Origin of the sequence: Winogradskyella vidalii (assembly GCF_013403955.1) — a bacterium.
GTDB lineage: Bacteria > Bacteroidota > Bacteroidia > Flavobacteriales > Flavobacteriaceae > Winogradskyella > Winogradskyella vidalii.
Map to the genome: position 1 here is coordinate 317365 of NZ_JABFDG010000005.1, position 24805 is coordinate 342169.

Here is a 24805-nt window from a genome sequence, read left to right on the forward strand (position 1 = left end):
AGCATTATAACGCGAATTTTAAAATTGGGTTAAAATAAATAATGCTGTACTGAATTCTGTGCCGCTAAATAAAGATGGTGCTATTAATAGAATAGCTAGTCAATTTTTACAGCTGTACCTTTTTCAACATTTAAGGGTTTGTTGGGACGCTTAACTGCGAGCTTATATTCAAAGGTATAACTATCTTTAGTAGTTGATAGAATTTTCATGTGAATAGCGTCTTTTTCTGAATTGCTAGTAGGGTGAAGTTTCTTAAGTATAAATTCACAATCATTAATCCAGCGTATAGAAGAGGTGTCAGCCGTTGCTTCATGGTAATCAATATTGTAATCTTCAGTTCTTTTAAACTTGCTAGTTTGTTCTTTTCCGTCTATAGTGTAGGTAAACTCAAAAGTTCCTGTTTTAAAATCTGTACAGTCGCGTTCAATTGAATAACAACTCGATAATAGTGTTAAAGTTAATAGTGCGGAAATTAGCTTCATTTTAGTCTTTTTACAAAGGTAATCAATCGTGTAATTAATATTAAGGGTTATAACTTTTAAAAGTACCGTCTTTGTAAAAAATAACAATTTTATCAATTTCAGAATTTGATTCGGTTTTAGTTGTAGGAACAGGATTTGAAACTTGTGGTTTTGTTTTTGTTTCTGTTTGGTTTGAATTTGGAGATTCTGAAATTTTATGATCTCGAGGAAAATTTCCCTTGCCATTCATCAACCAATATAATTCTACTTCAGGATAGGTGTGAAGTACCTTCATTACAAAGTCTAAACTTGGTTTATTACGGCCACTTAAAACATGTGAAATACTTGAGCGTTGCACACCGACTTTTTCTGCAAAACTAGAAGCTGTTTCGTTGTAGTAATCAATAACTTTTTGGAGTCTTGTTGTGAATTCGGTGGTGTTTATCATTGTAAACTATAGGGTTGAACATTAGGTGTTACAAATGTAATAAATAGTATTGAGACTATGAATATAAATCACCTAACATTACAAATACACATAAACAATTAGTTTAGATAATATTTTTAAATAACTGATTTATAATATTTTGTTGGTTATTTTTTAAAGTGTTTGAATTGTCTTTGTAAACTGATGGTGTTGTAACCATATGTTTTTTATTTGTTGTTTACGTTTGTAACAAAGTGTGAGCTTTTACTTGTTTACAAATGTAAAAAAGTAAATTGTTACATTTGTAACATTAAATTAAGTGGTATGAATATAGAACTTTTAAACAGCGTATTTTCTTCTGATAAAGCTTCAGATTTGCAAGGTCGTTATATTACCAATTCTCACATAGAAAAGTGTTTTGATGCGTTTTCTAAAACTAGAATTTCAACACTTGGACATTCTGTTGAAGGTCGTCCTATTTATAGTTTTAAATTTGGTCACGGTCTTAAAAAAGTATTAATATGGTCGCAGATGCATGGCAATGAATCAACATCGACTAAAGCACTTTTTGATTGTTTTAATCTCTTTGAAGGTGAAAATGATATCATAAAACACATTTTAGAGCAATGTACTTTATTGGTTATTCCTATTTTAAATCCAGATGGTGCTGAACGCTATACGCGTATTAATGCGAATAAAGTCGATTTAAATAGAGACGCTCAAGATTTGTCGCAGCCAGAAAGTAAAGTTCTGAGACAAGCTTATAATGACTTTGAGCCTGATTATTGCTTTAATCTTCATGGGCAACGAACTATTTTTAGCGCAGGGGAAACTAATGCTGTAGCGACACTTTCTTTTTTATCACCTGCACAAGATGAAAGCCGCTCGTTAACGGCTAATAGAAAGTCTGCAATGGCAATTATTGCTGCAATTAATGATTTGGTGCAAAATGAAATTCCTGGAGCTGTAGGGCGCTATGATGATGGTTTTAACTTAAACTGCGTAGGTGATACATTTCAAAATTTTGGTGTACCGACCTTATTGTATGAGGCGGGTCATTATTCTAATGACTATAGTAGGGAAGAAGTGCGACGTTTTATGTTTATAGCTATCTTAAAAGGGCTTGATGCTATTGCTTTGGGAGTCGATAATAGTGGTTATGATGCTTATTTTACGATACCAGAGAACTCTAAATGTTTTTATGATATTATTTTACGAAATGTTAAATTAAAGGAATCTGAATCGGATCTCACAGATGTCGGAATTCAATTTGAAGAAATTTTAGTGGGAAATGAGGTAGAATTTATTCCTAAAATTGCTGCAATTTCAAAATTAAATCAGAAATATGGGCATCGAGAAATTGATGCTGAAGGTCAAATTTTAGCTAAGAAAGAAAATTCCGACCTAAATATAGGCGTCGAAATCGATTTCGTAATGCTAAAAAATGAAAGAATCTTGCTGAAACCTTGAAATAATTCAATTAAAATACATAATTCCTAATGTAAATGTTCTATTTTTGCATTTACTTTAAAGATAATAAGATTATGGCAAAATTTAAATTAGATGAGGTTGATCACCAAATCCTCGACATGCTCATCGATAATACACGAATCCCTTTTACAGATATCGCAAAGAAATTGTTGATTTCTGCAGGAACTGTTCATGTGCGTGTGAAAAAAATGGAAGAAGCTGGTATTATAATGGGATCGTCCCTGACATTAAATTACCAAAAGTTAGATTATACATTTATAGCTTATGTAGGTGTTTTTCTTCAAAATACCTCGCAAACTAAGTTTGTTTTAGAGCGTATTACGCATATTCCTTATGTGACTGTCGCGCATATCACTACAGGTAAGTTTAATATCTTTTGTAAGATAAGAGCTAAAGATACTATGCATGCTAAGGAGATTATTTTTATGTTAGATGATATTGATGGTGTCTATAGAACTGAAACAATGATTTCTTTAGAAGAAAGTTTAAATGATAAAAAACGTTTGATGCATACCATTTTTAATGAGTTGTAATCAATAGTTAGAAAACTATATAGAAAGCCCTTGTATAATTAATACTTAGGGCTTTTTTTATAATCCTACATTTATGAACGAAAGTCTTATAAGCAAAAGTGAATACAATAGTTATTATCAAACGTATATCGATAAAGTTAATTCTGGTATTTCTGTTGTTGAAAGTTTAAAGAAGAATTTAGACGTTGTTGTATCTTTTTACTCAGGTATCCCTAAGGCAAAGCATGATTTTTCTTATGCAGAAGGTAAGTGGACGGTAAAAGATGTTTTGCTTCATGTTATTGATACTGAGCGAATCTTTGCATATCGCGCCTTACGAATAGCGCGCTTTGACGGTACGGCCTTACCAGGCTTTGAGCATAATGACTACGTAGAGGCTGCTAGTGCTAATCATAGAACCTTTACGAGTCTTGTAGAGGAGTATAAATCTGTTAGAGAAGCTACAATAACGTTGTTTAGTAGTTTTAGTTCTGAAGCCTTATTGCAAATAGGTGAGGCAAGTGGATTTCCTATTTCAGTTAGGGCTATTGGCTTTATAATTGTTGGACATGATCATCATCATGCCCAAATTATAAAGGAACGCTATCTTTAGTTGGCGTAGTGTTCAAAAGCCTCTGAAATTAGTTCGTTGCTAACCACACAGTCTATTTTAGGTTTGCCTATAGCTTCAAGTAATACAAATTTTACAATGCCATGGCTGTTTTTCTTATCGTATTTTAATAAATCTATAATATGGTTTTGGTCGTTTTTGGTGATGTCAACCTTAGAGAATGTTTTTAATATTCCTGTTGAAATTAATTCTAAATCTTCAGTACTTAATCCACATACTTTTGTCGATAAATACGTTTCTAAAAGCATTCCAATAGCTACAGCCTCGCCATGAAGTAAAGGTGTTTTGTCAGCATTTTCTAAGAAGTAACTTTCAATGGCATGACCTAAAGTATGACCGAAATTCAATATTTTTCTCAGACCTTGTTCTTTTGGGTCAGAAGTCACTACTTTGTTTTTTATAACAACAGAATCATAGATTAATTGATCTAAATCAGAGATGCTTAGTTTTTCTAAGTGTGTTAAAGTATTCCAATAAGTCTCGTCGTATATTAAGCCGTGTTTCAGCATTTCAGCAAAACCAGAAACCATTTCATTTTGTGGTAAAGTGTCTAAAAAACTAGTGTCTATAGCAACCATTTCCCCTTCATTAATCACACCGATTTGGTTTTTTAATACACCTAAATCAACGCCTGTTTTACCACCAACTGATGCATCTACCATAGCTAATAAGGATGTTGGGATATTAATATAAGTAATTCCTCGCATATAAGTACTGGCTACAAAACCACCTAAATCGGTAACAACACCACCACCGAGATTAATTAATAAGCTATGGCGATCGGCATTATGTTCTGATAAGGCTTCCCAAACCCCTGTACAGATATCTATCGTTTTATGTTCTTCGCCATTAGGCATTTCCATAACTTCTACAGTGATATCAGAAGATTCTAGACGCTCCATAAATTTTGGTAAGCAATAATCATGTGTATTGGTATCTACAAGAATAAAAATTATAGAAGGTTTGGCCTTTTTTATATAACTGTTTAGTGCTGTGTATACTTCAGAATTAAAATATACAGTACTATTTTTTGTTGCAATAGAATTCATTATAAATGATATAGTTTAATGGTGTGAAAATACTTCCTTTTTCAGAAAAAAGTAAAACATATAATAAATATATTTGTGTTTATATATTTTGCTAATGATAAATCACTCTCTTTTTGAAAATACAGCAACAGCGTTTACGCTTAAATCTAATACGGAATTAGATCGTGCTTATTTTTTGTTTAAAATGATTTCTTCAGCGCCTTTGGTACGGATTGGTACGGTTGCAACTAATTTTGCGCTAAAAGCCAATCTACCCGTTGAAGGGTTAATTCGTGCTACGGTTTTTGATCACTTTTGTGGCGGTGTTAGTGAAGAGGATTCTTTACCTGTTATTGATAAATTATACACGGAAGGTGTAAGTTCTGTTTTAGATTATTCTGTGGAAGGTAAAGATGTAGAGAATCAATTTGATAGTGCTATGGAAAAGATCATTAAAATCATTCATTTTTGTGATGATCGCGAAGCCATGCCTATTGTTGTTTTTAAACCATCAGGATTTGGGCGTTTTGAGCTCTATCAGAAGAAAACAGAAGGGAAGGCTTTTACGGCAGATGAAACAGCTGAGTGGGAACGTATTGTAGGGCGTTTTGATGCGGTTTGTAAATTGGCCAAAGAAAAAGATGTGGAAGTACTTGTTGATGCCGAAGAAAGCTGGATGCAAGTTGCTGCTGATGATTTGGTTGAAGAGATGATGCGCCGTTATAATAAAGAGGTAACCATAGTTTACAATACCTTGCAATTATACCGTTGGGATCGTTTTGATTACTTAAAAGATTTGCACCAACGTGCTAAAGCGGCTGGCTTTAAAATAGGTATGAAAATTGTTCGTGGGGCTTATATGGAAAAAGAGCGTGAGAGAGCCTTAGAAAAAGGTTATGATTCGCCAATATGTGAAAATAAAAAAGCTACTGATGATAATTTTAATGAGGCGCTAAATTACATTCTCAATCATTTAGACGAGATATCTGTATTTATCGGGACGCATAACGAAGCGAGTTGCTATTTGGCAATGGAGCTTATGGAGGCGCTTAAAATTTCGAAAGTAGATAATAACGTGTGGTTTGGTCAATTATATGGGATGAGTGATCATATTAGCTTTAATTTGGCTGCCCAGGGTTACAATGTTGCTAAGTATATCCCTTTTGGTCCGGTAAAAGATGTTATGCCTTACTTAATACGAAGAGCAGAAGAGAATACATCTGTTGCAGGACAAACTAGTAGAGAGCTAACCTTATTGAAAAAGGAAAAGAAACGCCGTAAGTTATAGTGTAAAGTATAACTAATGGTTTATAATAAATAAGAAAACCCAATGCATTTTGCATTGGGTTTTTATTATGTCTAAATATCTTTGAAGATTATTCCTCTTCAGATAATTTTTTCATTTCAGTTTCAACCATATCGTAGAACTGATCAATTTTTGGCATTACAACAATACGTGTACGTCTGTTTGTCGCTTTGTTTTCAGCAGTATCGTTTTCTACTAACGGTACATAGTGGCTACGACCAGCAGCAATAAGTTGTTGTGGGTTAACATCTAAGCTTTCTAAAACTCTTACAACAGAAGTGGCACGTTTTACACTTAAATCCCAGTTATCTACTAATGGAGGTCTGCTGTAAGGTACGTTATCTGTATGCGATTCAACCATAGCTTCAAAATCAGGTTTGCTATTAATAACTTTAGCTACTTTTCCTAAAACTTCTTTAGCTCTAGAGGTGACGTTATAACTTCCACTTTGGAATAATAATTTATCAGCAATAGAGATAAATACCACACCTTTTTCTACATTAATTTCAATGTCTGGATCGTTGATACCTACGGCTTTCTTAAGGCTAGTAACAATAGCAAGTGTTACACTATCTTTTTTAGTTAAAGCGTCTTGTAATCTTGTAATTTTTAAATCGCGCTCTTTTAAGCTTTCTAATGATTTTTCAAGGTTTTCAGAACCTTTTTTAGTTAAAATCGTTAAATCACCTTTTGTATCAATTAAATCCTGGTTAGACTTACGTAAATCAGCCAATTGATCTTTCATTGTTTCTACTCTTGCATTAGCAGCAGCAACATCTGATAGACAGCTATTTAATTTAACGGTCGCCGTATTTAATAAATCTTGACTTTCTTGATATCTTTCTTGAAGTGCAACATGCTCTTTTTTAGAGACACACGATGCCATAAATAGCAGAGAAAACACACTCAATAACATTAATTTTTTCATAATTCCAATTTAGTTTAAATAGTTTATATAAGCTAAACAAAATTATGGAAAAGAATAGAGGAGTTGACAACGATTAACATAAATTTTAACAGTTTTAATTAAATTAAAAGGTTTTATTCTTTTTTATAAAATAATACCAGACAATACTGTTTATTTTGTAATAGCCTGAGCGCTTTGGTAAGTGCTTTCTTTGCTTTAAAAGTCGTGGTAAATTGCGGTAAAATACTAAGTGTGCTTTAAAAATAGCAAAGAAAAATGCTAACTTTAGTTGGAGTAAAAATCGAGCAGCAGCAATACCGTCTAGCAGCATCCTAGTTATAACTCTACCAGCCAAATTAGCATCTGTGTTTTTAAATAATGTGGCTAAGCTATTTCTAAAATTTAAATAGGTTTTTTTAGGGTTTGCACTATTTAAAGTAGCGCCACCAACATGATAGATGGTTGATGAACCTACATATTTTGTAATGTAGTTCTTATTAAAAGCACGCCAACACAAATCTATTTCTTCCATATGTGCAAAATAAGAGGCGTCAAAACCATTTAAAGTTTTAAAAACGGTGTTTCTAATAAAGAGACAAGCGCCAGAAGCCCAAAAGATTGTTTCTGTAGTGTTGTATTGTCCTTTGTCTTTTTCAATAGTATCAAATAAACGTCCTCTGCAATAAGGGTAACCATACTTATCTAAAAAGCCACCAGCTGCACCAGCATATTCAAAATGGGTTTTATTTTTATAATCTAGAATCTTAGGTTGAATAATGGCAGTATCTGCATTGGTATTAAATTCTGAAATAATAGGTTGAAGCCAGTTTTCTGTCACTTCAATATCGCTATTCAATAAACAAAGTAGTGGTTCGTTTACTGATTTTAAAGCGTCATTGTAGCCTTTGGCATAGCCACCATTACTGGTGTTTTTAATAATTTTTACAGAAGGAAAATGTTTAGCAACAAAAGCAACAGAATTGTCTGTAGAAGCATTGTCAGCCAAATAAATTACAGCATCATCAGAATAAGTGAGAACAGATGGTAAAAATTGTTCTAGTAAATCTTTACCATTCCAGTTTAAGATAACTATCGCAAGATCTTTTGTTTTAAGCATTTATTGAGGTTTATAATCTGGAATAGTTTTTAGAAACGAATAACGTTCATTGTCCATATCCATTTCACAATAATAATGATTTAAACCATTAGTAACCATTAAAAAGGTGGCATTTAAAACTAAATTATAACGCGCAATTTGATCAAAAGTCGTTTGGTCTATTTTTATGTGGTGCGATTTGCATTCTACAATTAAATGAATACTTCCATCAGGATTAAAAATCACAATGTCATAGCGTTTTTTTAAGCCGTTAATGGTCAGCTCTTTTTCGACATTAATAAGTGATTTTGGGAATTTTTTATGAGTAATTAAGTAATGAACACAATGTTGTCTTACCCATTCTTCGGGTTGAAGAATGATGAATTTTTTCCGAATGACATCAAAAATAGAAATTTTATTTTCAGTACTTTTGAAACGGTATTCAAACTTTGGAAAATTGAGTTCTTGCACTAGTGTATAATCGATTTTTTTCAAAGTTAAAGTAGAATATTAAAATCACAATGATTATATCTCAAAATCTGTAAGTATACATCAGTAGTGTAGCTAGCGATTTGGAGGTTACAACTCTTAAACTTGGAATTTTTTAAACTTTGGACGACGTAAAACAATTAGTAGCTGCAATAAAAAGGGGAGACCTTAAGCCTATTTATTTTTTAATGGGTGAGGAAGCTTATTATATTGATAAGGTATCAGATTATATTGAGGATAATGTGCTCGATGAAGCTGAAAAGGGGTTTAATCAAATGGCACTTTACGGAAGGGATATAACCATAGATGATATTGTGAGTAATGCTAAGCGCTACCCAATGATGGCAGAACGTCAAGTGGTTATTGTAAAAGAAGCTCAGGATTTAAGTCGGACTATTGAGAAATTAGCATCCTATGCAGCTCAGCCGCAACCCACAACAGTTCTGGTTATAAATTATAAATATAAAAAACTAGATAAACGTAAAGCGTTATACAAAGCGATTAAAAAGGTCGGTGTTGTTTTTGAAAGTAAAAAGCTATACGAAAACCAAGTTTCTGATTGGATTAGACGTGTTTTAGCGGGGCAGAATTATGATATTTCCCCTAAAGCGGCACAGATGTTAGTGGAGTTTTTAGGAACTGATTTAGGTAAAATTGATAATGAACTCAATAAACTTAAAATTGTATTACCAGAAGGAACGCAGATTACACCAGAACATATCGAAGCTAACATAGGTATTAGTAAAGATTATAATAATTTTGAACTCCGAAAAGCTGTTGGTCAGCGTAATGCACTTAAAGCACATCAGATTGCGAAGTATTTTGGTGAGAATCCTAAGGATAATCCTCTCGTTGTAACTGTTGCTTTAATGTTTGGTTTCTTTTCGCAGTTATTACAGCTTCATGGTATGACTGATAAAAACCCTAGAAGTGTAGCTTCAGCTTTAAAGGTCAACCCTTATTTTGTGAATGAATATATTGAAGCTGCTAGAAATTACCCCATGAAAAAGGTCAGTTACATTATTGGTGTATTACGAGAATTTGATGTTAAAAGTAAAGGGGTTGGTGCTAATGCAGTACCTCAAGGCGACTTGCTTAAGGAGTTGTTGGTTAAGATTTTAGGGTGATTTTATTTGTGGTTTTAATTATTTAGCGATATTGGTTGAATTTTGCTTTCCAATGCATAGATTTCAAATGAAAAGTCTTAAGATTTTATTTTAAAAAAAACTTAAGACTAACACTAAATTATACTTGTAAACTCATAAAAACTAAGAGGTCTTTTCCATTTGCGACTTTGTAAGATTTACTACGACCATAGCTTTTTCTAACTCATCATTATGAACCCAAACCTCTTGAAAACCTTGGTTCATAGAACCATAACCAGCTAGGCGCTGCGATTCGCCTTCATCCTTAATAATAGGAACAATTCCTGCGTATTGTAATTCTTCTTTAATACGTGTAACTAAAATAAAATTACCATAATAAACTTTTGTATATTCTGTAGTGCTCATAATTAATAGGTTTTAATTTTTAAGAAAAGTTACGAAAATTTATTGATATTTTTTCTAAATAATTCACAATTTTATTTATTATAACTATGAGTTTGTATTAAGTAATAGTTTTTGACTATTGAAATATTAGATAATAAAATATCATATCTTCTATTAGGATTTCATTATATTATACTTTTACCAAAGAAAATCACTAACAAATTATAATATATGGAAAATTCAACTAATAATTCTGCGGATTCAATACATAAGGAAAACGAAGAATTAAATCCACATGGCGGATCAGGTACAGGTAAATGTCCTTTTATGCAAGGTGCTATCACTACCACTGAAAAGTCAGTAACCGATTGGTGGCCAAACACCCTAAATCTAGATATTTTACATCAACATGACACCAAAACTAACCCTCTAGGAGCAGATTTTGATTATCAAGAAGAACTAAAAAAATTAGATATAGCCGCGTTAAAACAAGATTTACATGATTTTATGACTGATTCTCAAGATTGGTGGCCTGCAGATTGGGGACATTATGGAGGATTGATGATTAGAATGGCATGGCATGCTGCTGGATCTTACAGATTAGCTGATGGACGTGGTGGTGGTGGCACCGGTAATCAACGTTTTGCACCTTTAAATTCTTGGCCAGATAATGTGAGTTTAGATAAAGCGAGACGTTTATTGTGGCCTATTAAGAAGAAATATGGCAATAAAGTAAGTTGGGCCGATTTAATTATTCTTGCTGGAACTATAGCTTATGAAAGCATGGGCTTAAAAACCTATGGTTTTGCCTTTGGCCGTCAAGATATTTGGCATCCAGAAAAAGATGTGTATTGGGGTGCCGAAAAAGAATGGTTAGCTCCAAGTGATGAGCGTTATGACAATGTTGATCGTCCAGATACGATGGAAAATCCATTGGCTGCCGTACAAATGGGTTTAATTTACGTGAATCCAGAAGGTGTTAATGGTAAGCAAGACCCCTTAAAAACAGCTTTACAAGTTCGTGAGACGTTTAAACGTATGGCGATGAATGATGAAGAAACGGTGGCGTTAACGGCAGGTGGTCATACGGTTGGTAAAACACACGGTAATGGCGATGCTAGTATTTTAGGTCCTGATCCAGAGAGTGCCGATGTAGATGCGCAAGGTTTAGGTTGGTCTAACCCAACAAAATCTGGTAAAGGTAGATATACGGTGACTAGTGGTTTAGAGGGGGCTTGGACTACACATCCTACAAAATGGGATAATGGTTTCTTTGAAATGTTATTTAATCACGAATGGGAATCTGTAAAAAGTCCTGCGGGAGCTGATCAATGGGAACCTGTAAGTATTAAAGAAGACGATAAGCCTGTAGATGTTGAGGATCTAACAACAAAGCTTAACCCAATGATGACCGATGCTGATATGGCTATGAAAATGGACCCTATTTACAGAGAGATTTCATTGAAGTTCATGAATGATTTTGATGCGTTTTCAGATGCTTTTGCACGTGCTTGGTTTAAATTAACACACCGTGATATGGGACCAAAAGACCGTTGGTTTGGACCAGATGTACCTCAGGAAGATTTAATTTGGCAAGACCCAATTCCGAAAGGAAACTATGATTATGATGTAGAGGCTGTTAAGGCTAAGATTTCAAGTACAGATTTAAGTATATCAGAATTGGTTTCTACGGCTTGGGATAGTGCTAGAACCTATAGAGGGTCAGATTTTAGAGGCGGAACTAATGGCGCGCGTATTCGTTTAGAACCTCAAAATAAATGGGAAGGTAATGAGCCTGCTCAATTAGAAAAAGTACTAGCGGTTTTAGAGCCAATTGCAACTGAATTCGGAATTAGTGTTGCAGATGTAATTGTATTAGCTGGAAATGTTGGTGTAGAAAAAGCCATTAAAAATGCAGGTATGTCTGTAAATGTACCTTTTGCTCCAGGACGAGGCGATGCAACACAAGATATGACTGATGTGGAATCTTTTGAATCTTTAGAGCCTTTAGCAGATGGTTATAGAAACTACCAGAAACAAGAATATGTGGTGAGTCCAGAAGAAATGCTACTAGATAAAACTCAATTATTGGGGTTAACGGCAGCAGAAATGACTGTTTTAGTAGGAGGTATGCGTGTTATGGGCACCAATTATGGTGGTACTAAACACGGTGTATTTACAGAAAATGAAGGGGCTTTAACTAATGATTTCTTTGTTAACCTTACGGATATGATTTACGAATGGAAATCTAAGGACAATGGTACCTATGACATTCAAAACCGTCATACCGGTGAAGTAAAATTTACGGCAACTCGTGTAGATTTAGTATTTGGTTCTAATTCTATTTTACGTGCCTATTCAGAATTATATGCACAAGATGATAGTAAAGCGCGATTTGTAACCGATTTCGTTGCTGCTTGGTCTAAAGTGATGAATTTAGGTCGATTTGATATTTAATAATTATAAACACTAATCTTTTGAAAAAGGAATGGACTATTAACGTGCATTCCTTTTTTATTAAATCATAGAATATGAAAAAAGATAAAGATATTTTTTTTGAGGCTATTCGTTTGAATGATATTGACAGAATAAAAGCGCTCTTAAATATATGTCCTCAACTATTAAGTGAAAAGGATGCACGTGGTTTTACGCCGCTAATTTTAGCTACTTATTTTGATAATGAAATGATAACGGACGTTTTAATTCAAAATAAGGCCGATGTTAATGAAAAGGATGCTTCGGGAAATACTCCATTGATAGGCGTTAGTTTTAAAGGAAATACAGCATTAGCAAATACTTTAATAGCTCATGGCGCGGATGTAAACGCTGTAAATAATAACGGTACAACCGCTTTAAGCTTTGCAACACAGTATAATAAATTAGCCATTGTAGAACTCCTTTTAGAGCATCATGCGGATAAGGCCGTAAAAGATAATGAAGGTCAAACAGCTTTAGATTATGCGAAAGACAAAGGATTTACGGCGATTGTTTCGGTTTTAGAATCGTAATAATAGTCTAGAGCATTGTAAATGGTGTTGCTGCATTGGGTTAGATATTATTTCTGGACACCTGTGGAACCCTGAGGCGAGGGGTGCAATTCATAGGTGAAATCAGGGTGGATGTTAGCCTCATCACGATGTGCTACAAACAATATACTGGTGTCACTTTCCTTGGCGATTTTATTTATTAAAGCCGAAATAAGCGCTCTACCTTCATCATCAACATTAATTAAGGGTTCGTCTAGGATTAATAAAGGCGGATGTTTAATCATTGCTCTTGCGATTAATATTAAACGTTGGGTTGCTGGTGCTAACTTAAGAAAAGAGGTGTTCTTTTCTTTCGTTAAATTGAGGACCTCCATCCACTGCGCAGCCGTTTGTATTTGTAGGGTTGATGGTGTTTGGTATAGGCCAACACTATCAAAAAAGCCCGAGATAATCATGTGCTCTACGGTATGGCTTCGTTTAAATAATTCTAACATTGCAGGGCTGATATAGCCTATCTTTTGTTTGATATCCCAAACACTTTCACCGCCGCCTTTTTTCTTACCAAAGAGGTAGAGGTCTTGGCCGTAACCTTTGGGGTTGTTCCCATAAATCATAGCTAGTAAGGTGGTTTTACCAGAGCCATTAGGCCCTATTAAATGCCAAAACTCCTTTTTTTTGATCGTCCAGTTGATGTCTTTTAGAATGGGACGTTCTTCATAAGTCACATTGACATTATTGAGCTCAACGAGTACTTCTGGAATATTGGTGTAGGTTGTTATTGCGGGTGGGATGTCTTTATTAAAAACGAACTCCATGTTATTAAAGCTATAGTCTTTTATGGGGGTTACAGCTTTAAGCTTGGCTTTTTGAAATGTAAGGATATGGGTGATTATTGGTAATAAATCATCTTGTCTGTTGAAAATAAAGACGATTGGTATGTTTTTAGACAAGGCTATTAATTGCTGTTTTAATTCTGCTACCGATGCTTTATCTAAGGTTTCATAAGGATTGTTTAGGACTATAAAATCTGGGTTGTGTTGGAGTAGATGCGACAGCAATGCTTTTTTCTGCTCCCCTGAAGATAATGTTCTAATGCTTCGGTTTAGTCCGGAGGTTAACTTAAAATTATCATGTTTTTCTTCTTCTTCGATATAGTTTTCTAAAACGGTATTGGAAAACAGCAGCCCTTTTTTGCCTTCTAAGCCTGGTAATTTATAGTCGCCGTTAAGAAGTTTAGGTAGCCAATGCGCTTGTGGTGCTTGCGTGGTGTCTTCAATGGCATAGTGGTGATGTGATGGTGTCATTAGTCGAGTTAGAAGTGTTTTAATATTTGAGCTGTTTCTAATCCTAATTCATGTGAATAGCCATTGTTCTTTAACGCTGATTCAATGGCTGTAACCGTTGCTAGCAAATTATAAATGGTTTTCTCGATTGCATTTATGGCGTGCTGTCGATTATTCAATGATTTTATTTTTTTGATCGTTAATGGTCTCTGAAATTCTAGTATTCTACCTTTGATTTATTCTTTAATTTATTTTCTATGATAGGATATAGGTTGTACGTTGGATAAATTTCTGTTGTAAAAGCCTTCCATGCCGTTCTTTCAATTGCTAAATTCACAGCGGATAATTTAGAGGCAGGAAGTTCTAACACTACCACTTGACCAAGTCCCATAACTACAAACCAATTCACTACAGAAGTCCCTTCTGGAGGGAGATTTTCATAAAAGCCTTGATCTGTTCTTATTTTTTCAATCTCATTTAAAGTCATACTTTGATCATGTTTAAGAACGACGGTTAATAACAACTTGTCATCTTCTTTTTCAGAACTGGGTGTTGTATCTAGCGTTACTTTTGACTTATTTTTCAATTTATGTTCAATAATAGGATACAAATTGTACGTGGTATAAAATTCTGTTTTAAAAGCTTTCCAAGCCGTTTTCTCAAGCGCCACATTCACCGTTCTTAATTTGGAAGCAGGAAGTTCTAATACTACCATCTGACCAATTCCCATTACCACATACCAATCCACAACTGATACACCTTCTGATGGGAAATTTTCATAAAATGCTTGATCGGTTTTTATCTTTTCAATCTCATTTAAATTCATACTTTGATCGTGTTTAAGAACGATGGTTAGTAACAACTTGTCATCCGCTTTTTCAATGCTGGTAAGGGTATCAGCCGATTGTGCATGAACAATCATTTGTAGTAAGAATAATGGGAGTAATACGGCGTATTTCATGTTTTATAAATTTTAGTGTCAAATTTTAGACTTGATTCTACTTAAAGTTTCGTGTGATATATTGATATAAGAGGCTACAATTTTGTTTGGTAAACGCTTCACAATGTTTGGGTTTATCTTGAATAATTGCTTGTATCTTTCTGCTGCATCTAGTGTCGTAAAAGAGATTAATCTTTTCGCATTATTGACATAAGCTTTTTCTAAATAGATGCTATAAAAATCTTTCCATTTAGGAACAATGGTCATAAGATGTCTAAAATCATCGTGAGTGATGTATAGAAGTTCACTGTTTTCAATCACCTGAATTGTTTCTTGTGCCGGTTCATTGGTAATGAAACTCACCAGTTCTGTAGCAAATTGATTTTCGAAGGCGATGTAACGTGTGACGTCTTTTCCTTCTTCATTGATGTAAAAAAGCCTTAAACAGCCTTTTTTTACGAAATAACTCACCTGACTATTCTTTCCATGGGACAGCAAAATGTCGTTTTTCTTTTTTTTAATTGTTTTAAAATAAGACAACACGATTTTTAAATCTTCATCATCAATATTTATATTCTTTTTTATGAAATTAGTGAGTTCTATAGTGTCTGTCATCTATTTGTAGTCTCTTACAAATTTACGATAATGCATAATATCTTGTATAGATAGTACTATTAAATTATGCTCATCTGCAAAGTCTAAAATGGTGTCCATTTTTGCCATTGTTCCATCATCGTTCATTAATTCACACAGTACAGCTTCTGGTTGTAAGCCTGCTAATTTCATTAAATCGACGCTGCCTTCCGTATGACCTTGTCTTTCAAAAACACCATTGTTTTTTGCTCTTAAAGGAAAGATATGACCGGGTTTTGCTAAATCGTTGCTTGTCGCATTTTCTTTACAAGCTGCTTTAATAGTTGTTAGCCTGTCTTTAGCAGAAACCCCTGTGGTAACGCCTTCCTTTGCTTCAATTGAAATGGTAAAAGGGGTTTGGTAACTGCTGGTGTTTTCTTTGACCATATAAGGTAGTTCTAACGCATCTGCTTTTTTATTCGGTAAGCAAAGACAAACGATACCACTGCATTTTCTAATCATGAGTGCCATTTGGTTATTCGTCATGGTATGAGCAGAGAATATTAAATCTCCTTCATTTTCTCTGTCTTCATCATCCATAAGGACTATTCCATTTCCGTTTTGTAGGTGTATTAGGGCTTTTTCTAAGCGTTGTTGACTGTCTTTATTAAATGTTGTTAACGTCTCTATTTCTGTAAGTACCATTTTTGTTTTTATTATTGATAGGCAAAACTAATACTGTCTAAAGTCAGATTATTTGACTTAAGTCAATAAATCGATTTTTTATTACTATAAGTTGTTTGCTTTGGTCTAAGTTGGCTTCAGACATGCTATAAGGTTGTTTTAAGCTTATTATAAGTATGCTATAACCACGCTATAACCTGTATTATAATTTTTTGTATATTGCTGTATTGTAGGTGTTTAACTTAAATTTTGGTGGTATGGCAAAGCAGACTGGAATTATTCCTTTAGTAGGGACCTTAAATGGTATTAATTTTTATTATTTGAATGGCAAACCGATTGCACGCAAAGCGGGTGGTGGTTTTACTAAAAAAGCGATAAAGAACAAGGCTAGCATGCAGCGCGTACGCGAAAATGCTGATGAGTTTGGGCATTGTTCTGCAGTGAATAAAGCGTTTAGATTGGCATTGACTCCGTTTTATAGGGGGTATACTTTTTCGCATTTTCATAGTCGTTTGATGGGCTTGTTTACGCGTATTAAGGCTTTAGATACGATCAACAAACGCGGTAAACGTGTTGTTGCTGAAGGGCTAGGGCAGGCGCAAGGGCTGCAATTATTAGAGCAGTTTAGTTATACACCGGCTTGCAAGGTAGGGCAGGTTTTACCTTTTGAGTTTGGTATTTCTAACAGTGATTATACGTTGACCATTTCTGATTTTAACATAGCGCAGGTAGGCTTTGCGGATGGTGCTACCCATATGGCGCTGACGTATGGGGTTTTGGATTTTGATTTTAACCATTTAAATTATGCCTTGCATTTGGCTCCTCCTTTGGTTTTAGAGCGGTCTTATACGGGGTCTACTTTGGTTTTAACGCCTGATACGTTGCCCAATGGTTTGGGTACTGCGCTATGTGTGCTTGGTGTACGGTTTTACCAGGAGGTTGATGGGGCTTTGTATGTTTTAAATGCTAAAGATAGTGTTGGGATTGCGGTTTTGAAATGTTTGTAGGAAGATTGGGGTAGTGGAGGTGTTTTAGTTTATGAATAGAGCCTAATTTCTTTTTTATGCTAGCAACGTGTTTGTGTATGGTTAGTTGCGTGGTTAAGCAACTAAGTTAGCAAACTTTTATGAACCCGTGAAAATTCCGCAGGAATTTTCGCAAGTAGGCTAGAACAAAGCAATTAATTATACACGGTGTTGGCATTTCGTTGTTTTTTCGTGTTAATTTTGTTAATCTAAATTCCAATGTCCAATATCTTGTTCATCGTCAGGCAAACCTAAATATGGTATATCTATATTACCTCTATCTTCATCTTCTTCTAAAGCGTCAATCGCATCTGACATTGCTTGTTCTTTCCAAGTATAATCTTCACGCTTTTTATTGATTTTTGGATAGTGAAATTTTCCTATTACGAAAGTTGCAGGTATGAAGATTCCATTTCTTGTTATCCCATGCTGATCTTCCAAAGGTTCTGATACATCAAACATCGTTTTCACTTCTGTTTCACAGTCAACTTTGTTGCTTCGGTAGGCATAACATTTATCATAAGTATAATCACAGAGTCTTTTTATGATTTTGTTATGAACACCTGTTATATAACTCATTGTGTGTACAGGATAGTCATATCTGTCGTAGATATACTCTCTCTTATACATTAAGTCTTTGGTAATATCCATAACATTAGCATACATATTACTTCTGAAATAATTCATTGGTGCAATGACTTCAATTGTCGTCTTTATACGCTCGTCATACTCATTTATAACGCTTTGTACTATTGCATGATATGTGTCTTTGTGTATTCTCATATCTTATATCATTTTGATTTAATGTAAAATCCAATTTCTGTTTTGAATATTTACTCTTTATCCATCTTCCTTTCTAGCAATGAATGCCAACTCGTTATATCATAACTTTTATAAGTGATATCCTATAAATTTAGCGGGATATAACAAAAGTTACTTGTCCTAAAAATTAGGCGTGTTAAAGTTAATTATATTTATGAATATAGCTATACGTAGTTGTACGTATATGTCTCTAAATCATGGCTAAGTTAAAAGTTTCTGTTCTAGATAATTTACGGTAAACCGTAATGCTTAAGTTATAACAACCAAAACCCTATAAAACGCCAAAAACCACCAGGCTTTTGCTTTGTGTCTCATTCCTCCAAGTTCCCCATTAACGTCAAATTTTCGTTCGTTTTTGTTTGAGTTTGGTATTACTACTACGGATTTTTGTATGTTTTAAATGCTAAAGATAGTGTGGGGATTACGGTTTTGAAATGTTTGTAGGAAGATTGGGGTAGTGGAGGTGTTTTAGTTTGTTGCGTTACGTTATTGAATAGCGCTAAGTTTTATGGAATTGTTTGGGACGGTCTTGTATATGAAACGTAGCGTATAAATAGACGCTAAACTTTCGGATTGTACACGAGCCAAATTTTTATTTTTTATATTTATCTTTTAATGTTCTAAATATACAAAAATAAAAAATTGGCGACTTCGCAAATACACCTTAACTTCGATTAAGCAACTAACTATCTATTAGCTATATACGTTGTTTAGTAACGTTTTTTCTCTTCAGTTCGATTTCCCCTGTAGTTTCTCTTGATGTCCAATATTCTCCGTCCATTTCAGAAATTTTGAAACCGTCAAAACTCAATAAAGTTGTTCCGTAATGTATTTCACTTCTTTCTCTTACACTTCGTTTAGGTGTATTTTGATAAGAATAAAATAGTCTTTGAAGACCTCTTTCCGTATCTATATCGAAAGATGCTCCCGTACTATAACTAGTACTTTCTCCTGTTTTAATGCTAATCTGAATATTGAAAAAATTCTGTTCGATTTTTACTTCAGTTGGTATTGGGTCAAGGCTTTTGTTTTTATAGTTTGATAATAATGTTCCTTCCCATTCTCCGGATAAGTTTGGAAATGGCACTAACCAAGGATAAAATATTTTGCATTTCCACAACCATTTTATAAATATTAACCAAAGTATAATATTTACAGAAATAGCAGTAGATATATGGCTTAAAGCTTTTGTGAAATTAATACTATCTAGATTTTGAGTAATTAAAAATATGATTCCATAAACAATGAAAGCTAAACCTATTATTGTAAAAGCATAAATTCTAATATTATATTTTATCATATTTTGAGTTTTAGTATTCTAGATAATTCCATAATTCTTGCATATAATTATTTACATCTGAATAAGACCATTTTCTTTCAGAATGGAAAAGATAGAACAATTCTGAAACCTCTCCCCATTCTTTGCAGTCGACTTGTTCTTTAGTGTTCTGATAAATGTAATTTATTGATTCTTTAAGTCTTTTCTCCCAAGTATCATAATCGTTCATAATTCTATTTGGGGTATTCCAAACCAAACACTCTAAAAGAAAAGAAGTAATGTTATCGCTTACATTTTCTCCATCATCTATCATTTTATAACGCAACTTTCGATGTAGTCTAGTAAGTCTTTTAAATCTTCTTGAAGTTTTAGAATTTTTGTCTATACCATTTGCAATATGTTGTTTTGGAAAATTCTCTATCCATTTGCTTTTGTCTGTTCTAAATTTAGTGCCAGTTGTATAACTCCCGTTATTTTTAAATCTACGATACTCCCAAGTTGGGACAACATCTGTTTCAATTCTTGTAGAACTAGCAACGATTGTAATACACTTGTCATTACGTTTTACATCAGACCTTCCAAATTTATCGACTAAAGCTTGTTCTACGTCATCTTTAAATTCCGTATAAGTGTATGTAGCTGGATTTGTAAGACCAAGTTCCTCTTTTGTTTTTTCTTTTGGTAGAGTATAAAAGAAGCCACCTGTATAACAAACATTTATATCAATATCGCTATTAAGTCTTACGTTAGTCTTATTGGCGTAAGAACCTTGACCGAACGTTTCAGTTGATTTTTTCTTTAATTTTTCATTTGAGCTTATTGCATCTCTAACACTAGATTCTGAATTTTTAAGTTTAGTTTCTTCAGTTTTACTAGGTGGTTTAGTGTAGCTTATTAATTGGTCTTCTGTAAATTTTGCCATACAATCAAATAATAATTTTGGTGTTGTTTTTTCCTGTTTTCTTTTTTGCTTTTTGCAAGGCTTGATTTAACCTTTCAAAAACTACTTCTCTTGTTTCCCCAATGTTAAATTCGGTTACTCCACAAGAAACAGTAAGGTTAAAGCTGTCTTTGTCAACTTTGAATGTTGAATCTTCTATTAATTTTCTCTTACGTTCAGAAGCAAGTTGAGCATTCGAAATAGTAGTTTTTTTTGCTATAATTAAAAACTCGTCTCCTCTCATAAAGTATCTAAAAGTTTCGTCTGTTATACGACCATCTTTCTTTAATAAGTTTCCTAGTTTTGATAAAATATTATCAGCTATTTTATAACTGTTTTCTTCATTGAATTTTTTAAAATCGTCAACGTCAATTAGAATTAAGGAAATAGGTTCTTCTTTTGTGTTTCTTACTTTTTCTATTCTTACAAGTTCTAATTCAAGTGCTTTATGATTCTTTAGACCTGTCAAGTTATCTATTTGATTTTCAGATTGTATTGCTTTTAGTTTCCTATTAAACAGGTAAATAGAAAGTAAAAAACTCGCTATAACAAGTAATAATGAAATTAATAAAATTGACCATATTGTTAAATTGAATTCTATTTTAAGCCACTCTTTTACTACAGGAATATATTTTAGAACAATTACAAGTAAAACCGAAAAAATCAAATATTTTAACGAGTCGTAAAAAGCCTTTGAAAGGGCATCTTTTTTAAATTTAATAAATGAGTCTCTTAAATATTTCATTGGTTTCTTCAGATGTTGCCTAACGGTCTTGTATATGGCTCGTAGCGTGCAAATTAGCGATTATTTTTCGGTTGAGCACAAGCCAGATTTTTAAATTTCACTTTTATTTTTTTATTAGAAATCGTCAAATTTAAAAATTTGGCGACTTCCAAATATGCCTTAACTTTGATTTAGCAACTACTTAGCTATGAGTTATATACGTTGTTGGCAACTGGCATTATTTTCAACTTATAAAGTTATCAGCTTCTAATTAATAATTAATTGATGTTTAATTGTTGTTCTTACATTTGTTATTTTCTTATTGTTCATTAAACCACATTATTTTATCAATAATTCGTCTAAAAAAGCCTTTAGTAAATCCCCATCTGGTGCAGGCGCTTTGCTTTTTGTCAATTCACCTTCTTGATTGAATAGCAAATATCTAGGGAAACTTCTAATGTTTGATTCTTGGTAAAACTTTGCTTCAGGATAATTTGTTGCCAAATAGCTATTGGTTAGTTTATTATTGTCTGATGCTGTCACCCATTTACTTTCATAGGTATCAACTGAAATAAAAACAAAAACTATTTCTTCCTGACTGTACGTTTTTTTAAGATATTCATATGATGAAAATGCATCTATACAAGGGGCACACCAACTTGCCCAAAAATCAATAAAAACAATTTTACCTTTATTTTGGTTTAATATTTGACCTAAAGTAGTGGTTGTCATATTGTAAGAAGTCAATTGAACATCTTTAACAAGCCCTAAAATTGATGATGTGTCGTTTTCATCATCTTTAAATTTGTCATCTGGAAATAATAGGTTGTATTTTACCAACCTATCATCAAATGTCGATTTCGGATGATCTATTTTAATATTTTTTAAAGCTTCCTTTAGAAGAATTTTTTTATTTTTCTTCGAGAAATAATCTTTTGAATAAACAAAATCAAAACTTTCAAGAAAATTTCTTGCCATTCCATTTCCCAGAGATACCGTTTTAACCTTTAAGTTTTCAAAGACGAATTTCCTCAAATAATCTTTGTATGCTTTGATATGTAGATCTTCGTTTTTAAATTGATCAATATCAAATTCACTTCGGTTAGCAGCTTTCTTATAGGTATATTTTTTTTGAAAATAAGAATATTCCGCATTGGAAATTAAATCATTATCGCAAAAAGAATCAATAGTAAATAGCACTTTATCATAACTTTCATTCATTTTATCTATTCTCTTCTTTCTATCAAGTTTGAAAGGGTTAAATATTCCGTTCATAGGATCATTTGCACTATCAAATTCAGCTGTTTGTAGAATTAATTCCAAGTCATTTTTCTTTAAAACTCTATTTTTTAAATTTAGAATTGGTTTCTCATCTACGTAATCTATATAAGCTGAGTCTCCTCTTCTCAGAATATACGTTATTGATTTCCCCGGATTATATCTGAGTTTCAAAAAGATGGTATCTAGATCAAATTCTCTGACTAAGGCTGAATCTCTTTTATCATATTCAATTTCATTGACAGTTGTATTGTTAAATGTTTTATAGGTAAAGGCTGGACTTTTATCAGTTCTGGTTCCATTCATCCCGATTTTTACACGATGCTGAATTTTAGGAATATTAGAAATATTCAAGTGTATTTTTTGAGTAACGATTTCTACATTATTTTCTTCATTAAGATTATTGAGCTTTTTTTCTACTTTATTTGTGCACGATAAAACTAAAATTGAGATAATTAAAAGATAGTTTGTTTTATGATTGCTCATTGTTTTTAGAAATAAATGATTATGTAGTTCTTGATTGGTTTTTGCTTGTTGCCAACTCGTTATATCATAACTTTTATAAGTGATATCCCATAAATTTAGCGGGATATAACAAAAGTTACTTGTCCTAAAAAGTAGGCGTGTTAAAGTTAATTATATTTATGAATATAGCTATACGTAGTTGTACGTATATGTCTCTAAATCATGGCTAAGTTAAAAGTTTCTGTTCTTGATCATTTACGGTAAACCGTAATGCTTAAGTTATAACAACCAAAACCTTATAAAACGCCAAAAACCACCAGGCTTTTGCTAGGCGGTTTTTAAATTAATAGTTAGAACATGCTATAAAAGCATTGGTTTTTTACTTTTAAGATTGGTTTAGCAGATATCGACGGTATAGCAAATTTGCGTCTTGATTGCTATTGGGGTTGGTAAGCAGACGAGAAGTAGCAATTAATTTTATACGGTGTTGGCATAGTTATTTTTAGTCAGCAATAAACTCTCCCCAAGTAAATAGTACTTTATCAAAGTTTGTTCTTGTATTTGAAAAGTAAGCTTTAACTTCTTTTTTATAAAATTTGTATTCCAATGTTTTGGTGTCAATTATGATAGTTCCATTCTTATTTTTAGAATATAATTCTGTTAAAAAATATCTGTTGTTTGGTAAAAAAATATTCTTGTTATGTTCTAAAGCTCCTAATTTTCTGCCTTTGAATGCATCAAATCCGCATTTTACCTTGAAGATTAGTTTTTCTGAGCCGTTTTCGGTTAAATATATATTGCAAAGAGTATCATTTTTACTTTGACCAATATATTTGTTCAATTTTTTGCTTTTAACGTTTGCTTTGAAATTAATAAAAATTGAGTCTTGAGTTATTAATTTCCAATCTTTTGTCCTATTAATTGTATCAGTAACTTTTTCATTAACTAAATCATATTTCTTAAATAATCTATCCCCTTTATTGTCATAAGTTGAATAAAACAATTGTTTTTGATTCGGACTTATATAAAAATGTACTGCTTGCTCTTTCAGGTTACACATTTGGACTAATTCTTTAGTGTTTACCGATAACGAATAAAGCGTTGCTTCTTTTAGTTCATTATGTTTCATAAGAAATAAGTTTTCTGAATTTTTACTCCATTGAAATTCAGATTCCCAAAAAGCATTATCATTGTCTAAAATATGATTTTGAATTGGATGTATGCTTTTTATTTCTTTTCCGTTATTGTCAATAATTATAATTTGATTTTCACTTTTAAAGGCTATAAAATTTGAGTTTGGTGATACAAAAACATAGTTGTCATAAAATCGTTCTCCTACAGCACCTTTGAAAATAGGTTTTTCCAAATTTAAATCTCCATTTTTTGAGAAAAACAATTCTCTTTCTGAATAGTAAAAAACGGGTTTAGAAGTTTGAACTTTAAGACTTTCAGTTGGTTTAAATTCAATTAATTCTATTGGTCTGTTTTCATTAGTTTTAAAAAGAATAATCCCTAAAATTTTAAACAAAAGATACCCCCCTAAAATTATAATTCCAATAAATATTATTTTCTTTCTCAATGTTCGTTTTAATTATGCCCAACGTGTTTGTGTATGGTTTACTTCGTCTGTTCGCTGCGCTCGGGTGTGGCGTGGTTAGGCACGTAATTTAGCAAATAAAAACCGAATAGAAAATTTGCGAGGACTTTTGTAAGTAGGCTAGAACTAGCAAGATATGATATGTATATAGTTATTTAAAATTGATAAGTATTCTCAACTTAAAAAATTTATGTATTAGCATTTTGTTAGTTTTTTTTCTTAATTAAAAATATAGCTTTATTTATCCACCTTAATAAGTCTTTCATAGAACATACACTAATACATTAGAACTTTATTGTAAAAATACCCAATAGCGGGTATTTTATCCCTTATGGTTATTATATAGATTTGGATTGTTATTAATCAATGC

The 24805-nt window shown here is 32.8% G+C and carries 26 protein-coding genes; 8 read left to right on the forward strand and 18 right to left on the reverse strand.

The annotated features are described in order from the left end of the window. Window positions 1-95: 95 nt before the first annotated feature. Both HM982_RS13360 and HM982_RS13365 read right to left on the reverse strand, forming a co-directional pair. Window positions 96-482 (reverse strand): hypothetical protein, encoded by a 387-nt coding sequence (locus HM982_RS13360; RefSeq protein ID WP_179353746.1) that lies wholly within the window; start codon window positions 480-482, stop codon window positions 96-98. Between the two features lie 40 nt (window positions 483-522). Continuing rightward, window positions 523-909 (reverse strand): helix-turn-helix domain-containing protein, encoded by a 387-nt coding sequence (locus HM982_RS13365; protein WP_179353747.1) that lies wholly within the window; start codon window positions 907-909, stop codon window positions 523-525. A 303-nt stretch (window positions 910-1212) separates the two neighbouring features. Between HM982_RS13365 and HM982_RS13370 the strand changes: the two genes are divergently transcribed. The 3 genes from HM982_RS13370 (at window position 1213) to HM982_RS13380 (ending at window position 3504) form a co-directional block, all read left to right on the forward strand. Beyond that, window positions 1213-2358, forward strand: coding sequence for a M14 family zinc carboxypeptidase (locus HM982_RS13370; RefSeq protein WP_179353748.1), 1146 nt, complete (start codon window positions 1213-1215; stop codon window positions 2356-2358). A 74-nt stretch (window positions 2359-2432) separates the two neighbouring features. After that, window positions 2433-2912, forward strand: a complete 480-nt coding sequence (locus HM982_RS13375; protein ID WP_179353749.1) for an Lrp/AsnC family transcriptional regulator — start codon at window positions 2433-2435, stop codon at window positions 2910-2912. Between the two features lie 73 nt (window positions 2913-2985). Further along, a complete protein-coding gene (locus tag HM982_RS13380; protein WP_179353750.1) occupies window positions 2986-3504 on the forward strand; it encodes a DinB family protein in 519 nt (172 codons plus the stop codon). Here HM982_RS13380 and aroB read toward each other — a convergent pair. Further along, window positions 3501-4571 (reverse strand): 3-dehydroquinate synthase, encoded by a 1071-nt coding sequence (gene aroB, locus HM982_RS13385; protein WP_179353751.1) that lies wholly within the window; start codon window positions 4569-4571, stop codon window positions 3501-3503. The genes HM982_RS13380 and aroB overlap by 4 nt on opposite strands. A 94-nt stretch (window positions 4572-4665) precedes the next feature. Between aroB and HM982_RS13390 the strand changes: the two genes are divergently transcribed. Further along, window positions 4666-5838, forward strand: coding sequence for a proline dehydrogenase family protein (locus HM982_RS13390; protein ID WP_179353752.1), 1173 nt, complete (start codon window positions 4666-4668; stop codon window positions 5836-5838). A gap of 88 nt (window positions 5839-5926) precedes the next feature. On the opposite strand, the gene HM982_RS13395 is transcribed toward HM982_RS13390, so the two are convergent. The 3 genes from HM982_RS13395 to HM982_RS13405 form a co-directional block, all read right to left on the reverse strand. Continuing rightward, window positions 5927-6784, reverse strand: a complete 858-nt coding sequence (locus tag HM982_RS13395; RefSeq protein WP_179353753.1) for an OmpA/MotB family protein — start codon at window positions 6782-6784, stop codon at window positions 5927-5929. A 103-nt stretch (window positions 6785-6887) separates the two neighbouring features. Then, window positions 6888-7880 carry a glycosyltransferase family 2 protein gene (locus HM982_RS13400; protein WP_179353754.1) on the reverse strand — a complete coding sequence of 331 codons (993 nt, stop codon included), beginning with the start codon at window positions 7878-7880 and terminating at the stop codon, window positions 6888-6890. Further along, a complete protein-coding gene (locus HM982_RS13405; RefSeq protein ID WP_179353805.1) occupies window positions 7881-8330 on the reverse strand; it encodes a type I restriction enzyme HsdR N-terminal domain-containing protein in 450 nt (149 codons plus the stop codon). Between the two features lie 140 nt (window positions 8331-8470). On the opposite strand from HM982_RS13405, the gene holA reads away from it, so the two are divergent. Continuing rightward, window positions 8471-9475 carry a DNA polymerase III subunit delta gene (holA, locus tag HM982_RS13410; RefSeq protein WP_179353755.1) on the forward strand — a complete coding sequence of 335 codons (1005 nt, stop codon included), beginning with the start codon at window positions 8471-8473 and terminating at the stop codon, window positions 9473-9475. Between the two features lie 141 nt (window positions 9476-9616). Here the strand turns inward: holA and HM982_RS13415 are convergent, their stop codons facing one another. After that, on the reverse strand, window positions 9617-9859 hold the full coding sequence (locus HM982_RS13415; protein WP_179353756.1) for a putative signal transducing protein: 243 nt from the start codon (window positions 9857-9859) through the stop codon (window positions 9617-9619). Window positions 9860-10069: 210 nt separating this feature from the next. Here HM982_RS13415 and katG point away from each other — a divergent pair, with 210 nt between their 5' ends. Further along, entirely contained in the window at window positions 10070-12295 is a 2226-nt protein-coding gene (gene katG / locus HM982_RS13420) for a catalase/peroxidase HPI (RefSeq protein ID WP_179353757.1), read from the forward strand. Between the two features lie 74 nt (window positions 12296-12369). Continuing rightward, the gene (locus tag HM982_RS13425; RefSeq protein WP_179353758.1) at window positions 12370-12846 is read left to right on the forward strand and encodes an ankyrin repeat domain-containing protein; all 477 of its coding nucleotides are present in this window, start codon (window positions 12370-12372) and stop codon (window positions 12844-12846) included. A 47-nt stretch (window positions 12847-12893) separates the two neighbouring features. Here HM982_RS13425 and HM982_RS13430 read toward each other — a convergent pair whose 3' ends face one another. Genes HM982_RS13430 through ribB form a run of 5 tightly spaced genes read right to left on the reverse strand, consistent with a single transcriptional unit; the run spans window position 12894 to window position 16326 of the window. Next, window positions 12894-14129 (reverse strand): ATP-binding cassette domain-containing protein, encoded by a 1236-nt coding sequence (locus HM982_RS13430; protein WP_179353759.1) that lies wholly within the window; start codon window positions 14127-14129, stop codon window positions 12894-12896. Window positions 14130-14137: 8 nt separating this feature from the next. Then, the gene (locus HM982_RS13435) at window positions 14138-14287 is read right to left on the reverse strand and encodes a hypothetical protein (protein ID WP_179353760.1); all 150 of its coding nucleotides are present in this window, start codon (window positions 14285-14287) and stop codon (window positions 14138-14140) included. Between the two features lie 38 nt (window positions 14288-14325). Further along, window positions 14326-15069: a hypothetical protein gene (locus HM982_RS18460; protein WP_218849843.1), complete on the reverse strand. Its 744-nt coding sequence runs from the start codon at window positions 15067-15069 to the stop codon at window positions 14326-14328. 18 nt (window positions 15070-15087) lie between these two features. Then, window positions 15088-15663 (reverse strand): Crp/Fnr family transcriptional regulator, encoded by a 576-nt coding sequence (locus HM982_RS13445; RefSeq protein ID WP_179339047.1) that lies wholly within the window; start codon window positions 15661-15663, stop codon window positions 15088-15090. Then, window positions 15664-16326 carry a 3,4-dihydroxy-2-butanone-4-phosphate synthase gene (ribB, locus tag HM982_RS13450; RefSeq protein ID WP_179353761.1) on the reverse strand — a complete coding sequence of 221 codons (663 nt, stop codon included), beginning with the start codon at window positions 16324-16326 and terminating at the stop codon, window positions 15664-15666. It abuts the gene before it with no gap. Window positions 16327-16562: 236 nt separating this feature from the next. Here ribB and HM982_RS13455 point away from each other — a divergent pair, with 236 nt between their 5' ends. Next, window positions 16563-17312 carry a hypothetical protein gene (locus HM982_RS13455; RefSeq protein ID WP_179353762.1) on the forward strand — a complete coding sequence of 250 codons (750 nt, stop codon included), beginning with the start codon at window positions 16563-16565 and terminating at the stop codon, window positions 17310-17312. Window positions 17313-17534: 222 nt separating this feature from the next. Here HM982_RS13455 and HM982_RS13460 read toward each other — a convergent pair whose 3' ends face one another. The 6 genes from HM982_RS13460 to HM982_RS13485 form a co-directional block, all read right to left on the reverse strand. Further along, a complete protein-coding gene (locus tag HM982_RS13460) occupies window positions 17535-18113 on the reverse strand; it encodes a hypothetical protein (RefSeq protein ID WP_179353763.1) in 579 nt (192 codons plus the stop codon). A 736-nt stretch (window positions 18114-18849) separates the two neighbouring features. Then, a complete protein-coding gene (locus tag HM982_RS13465; protein WP_179353764.1) occupies window positions 18850-19452 on the reverse strand; it encodes a Cap15 family cyclic dinucleotide receptor domain-containing protein in 603 nt (200 codons plus the stop codon). 10 nt (window positions 19453-19462) lie between these two features. Further along, entirely contained in the window at window positions 19463-20353 is an 891-nt protein-coding gene (locus HM982_RS13470) for a nucleotidyltransferase domain-containing protein (protein ID WP_179353765.1), read from the reverse strand. 4 nt (window positions 20354-20357) lie between these two features. Continuing rightward, window positions 20358-21116 carry a GGDEF domain-containing protein gene (locus tag HM982_RS13475; protein WP_179353766.1) on the reverse strand — a complete coding sequence of 253 codons (759 nt, stop codon included), beginning with the start codon at window positions 21114-21116 and terminating at the stop codon, window positions 20358-20360. A gap of 318 nt (window positions 21117-21434) precedes the next feature. Continuing rightward, window positions 21435-22859, reverse strand: coding sequence for a TlpA family protein disulfide reductase (locus tag HM982_RS13480; protein ID WP_179353767.1), 1425 nt, complete (start codon window positions 22857-22859; stop codon window positions 21435-21437). A 481-nt stretch (window positions 22860-23340) separates the two neighbouring features. Then, window positions 23341-24417: a hypothetical protein gene (locus tag HM982_RS13485; RefSeq protein WP_179353768.1), complete on the reverse strand. Its 1077-nt coding sequence runs from the start codon at window positions 24415-24417 to the stop codon at window positions 23341-23343. Window positions 24418-24805: the final 388 nt, after the last annotated feature.

Bases quoted from the DNA above. Each gene is read 5' to 3' on its own strand.
- HM982_RS13365 (WP_179353747.1), bottom strand. From the start codon at position 909: ATGATAAACACCACCGAATTCACAACAAGACTCCAAAAAGTTATTGAT.
- HM982_RS13375 (WP_179353749.1), top strand. From the start codon at position 2,433: ATGGCAAAATTTAAATTAGATGAGGTTGATCACCAAATCCTCGACATG.
- HM982_RS13370 (WP_179353748.1), top strand. From the start codon at position 1,213: ATGAATATAGAACTTTTAAACAGCGTATTTTCTTCTGATAAAGCTTCA.
- HM982_RS13455 (WP_179353762.1), top strand. From the start codon at position 16,563: ATGGCAAAGCAGACTGGAATTATTCCTTTAGTAGGGACCTTAAATGGT.
- HM982_RS13425 (WP_179353758.1), top strand. From the start codon at position 12,370: ATGAAAAAAGATAAAGATATTTTTTTTGAGGCTATTCGTTTGAATGAT.
- ribB (WP_179353761.1), bottom strand. From the start codon at position 16,326: ATGGTACTTACAGAAATAGAGACGTTAACAACATTTAATAAAGACAGT.
- HM982_RS13395 (WP_179353753.1), bottom strand. From the start codon at position 6,784: ATGAAAAAATTAATGTTATTGAGTGTGTTTTCTCTGCTATTTATGGCA.
- HM982_RS13360 (WP_179353746.1), bottom strand. From the start codon at position 482: ATGAAGCTAATTTCCGCACTATTAACTTTAACACTATTATCGAGTTGT.
- HM982_RS13380 (WP_179353750.1), top strand. From the start codon at position 2,986: ATGAACGAAAGTCTTATAAGCAAAAGTGAATACAATAGTTATTATCAA.
- HM982_RS13470 (WP_179353765.1), bottom strand. From the start codon at position 20,353: ATGGCAAAATTTACAGAAGACCAATTAATAAGCTACACTAAACCACCT.
- HM982_RS13460 (WP_179353763.1), bottom strand. From the start codon at position 18,113: ATGAGAATACACAAAGACACATATCATGCAATAGTACAAAGCGTTATA.
- HM982_RS13430 (WP_179353759.1), bottom strand. From the start codon at position 14,129: ATGACACCATCACATCACCACTATGCCATTGAAGACACCACGCAAGCA.
- HM982_RS13415 (WP_179353756.1), bottom strand. From the start codon at position 9,859: ATGAGCACTACAGAATATACAAAAGTTTATTATGGTAATTTTATTTTA.
- HM982_RS13465 (WP_179353764.1), bottom strand. From the start codon at position 19,452: ATGATAAAATATAATATTAGAATTTATGCTTTTACAATAATAGGTTTA.
- HM982_RS13445 (WP_179339047.1), bottom strand. From the start codon at position 15,663: ATGACAGACACTATAGAACTCACTAATTTCATAAAAAAGAATATAAAT.
- aroB (WP_179353751.1), bottom strand. From the start codon at position 4,571: ATGAATTCTATTGCAACAAAAAATAGTACTGTATATTTTAATTCTGAA.
- HM982_RS18460 (WP_218849843.1), bottom strand. From the start codon at position 15,069: ATGAAATACGCCGTATTACTCCCATTATTCTTACTACAAATGATTGTT.
- HM982_RS13480 (WP_179353767.1), bottom strand. From the start codon at position 22,859: ATGAGCAATCATAAAACAAACTATCTTTTAATTATCTCAATTTTAGTT.
- HM982_RS13475 (WP_179353766.1), bottom strand. From the start codon at position 21,116: ATGAAATATTTAAGAGACTCATTTATTAAATTTAAAAAAGATGCCCTT.
- HM982_RS13400 (WP_179353754.1), bottom strand. From the start codon at position 7,880: ATGCTTAAAACAAAAGATCTTGCGATAGTTATCTTAAACTGGAATGGT.
- katG (WP_179353757.1), top strand. From the start codon at position 10,070: ATGGAAAATTCAACTAATAATTCTGCGGATTCAATACATAAGGAAAAC.
- HM982_RS13390 (WP_179353752.1), top strand. From the start codon at position 4,666: ATGATAAATCACTCTCTTTTTGAAAATACAGCAACAGCGTTTACGCTT.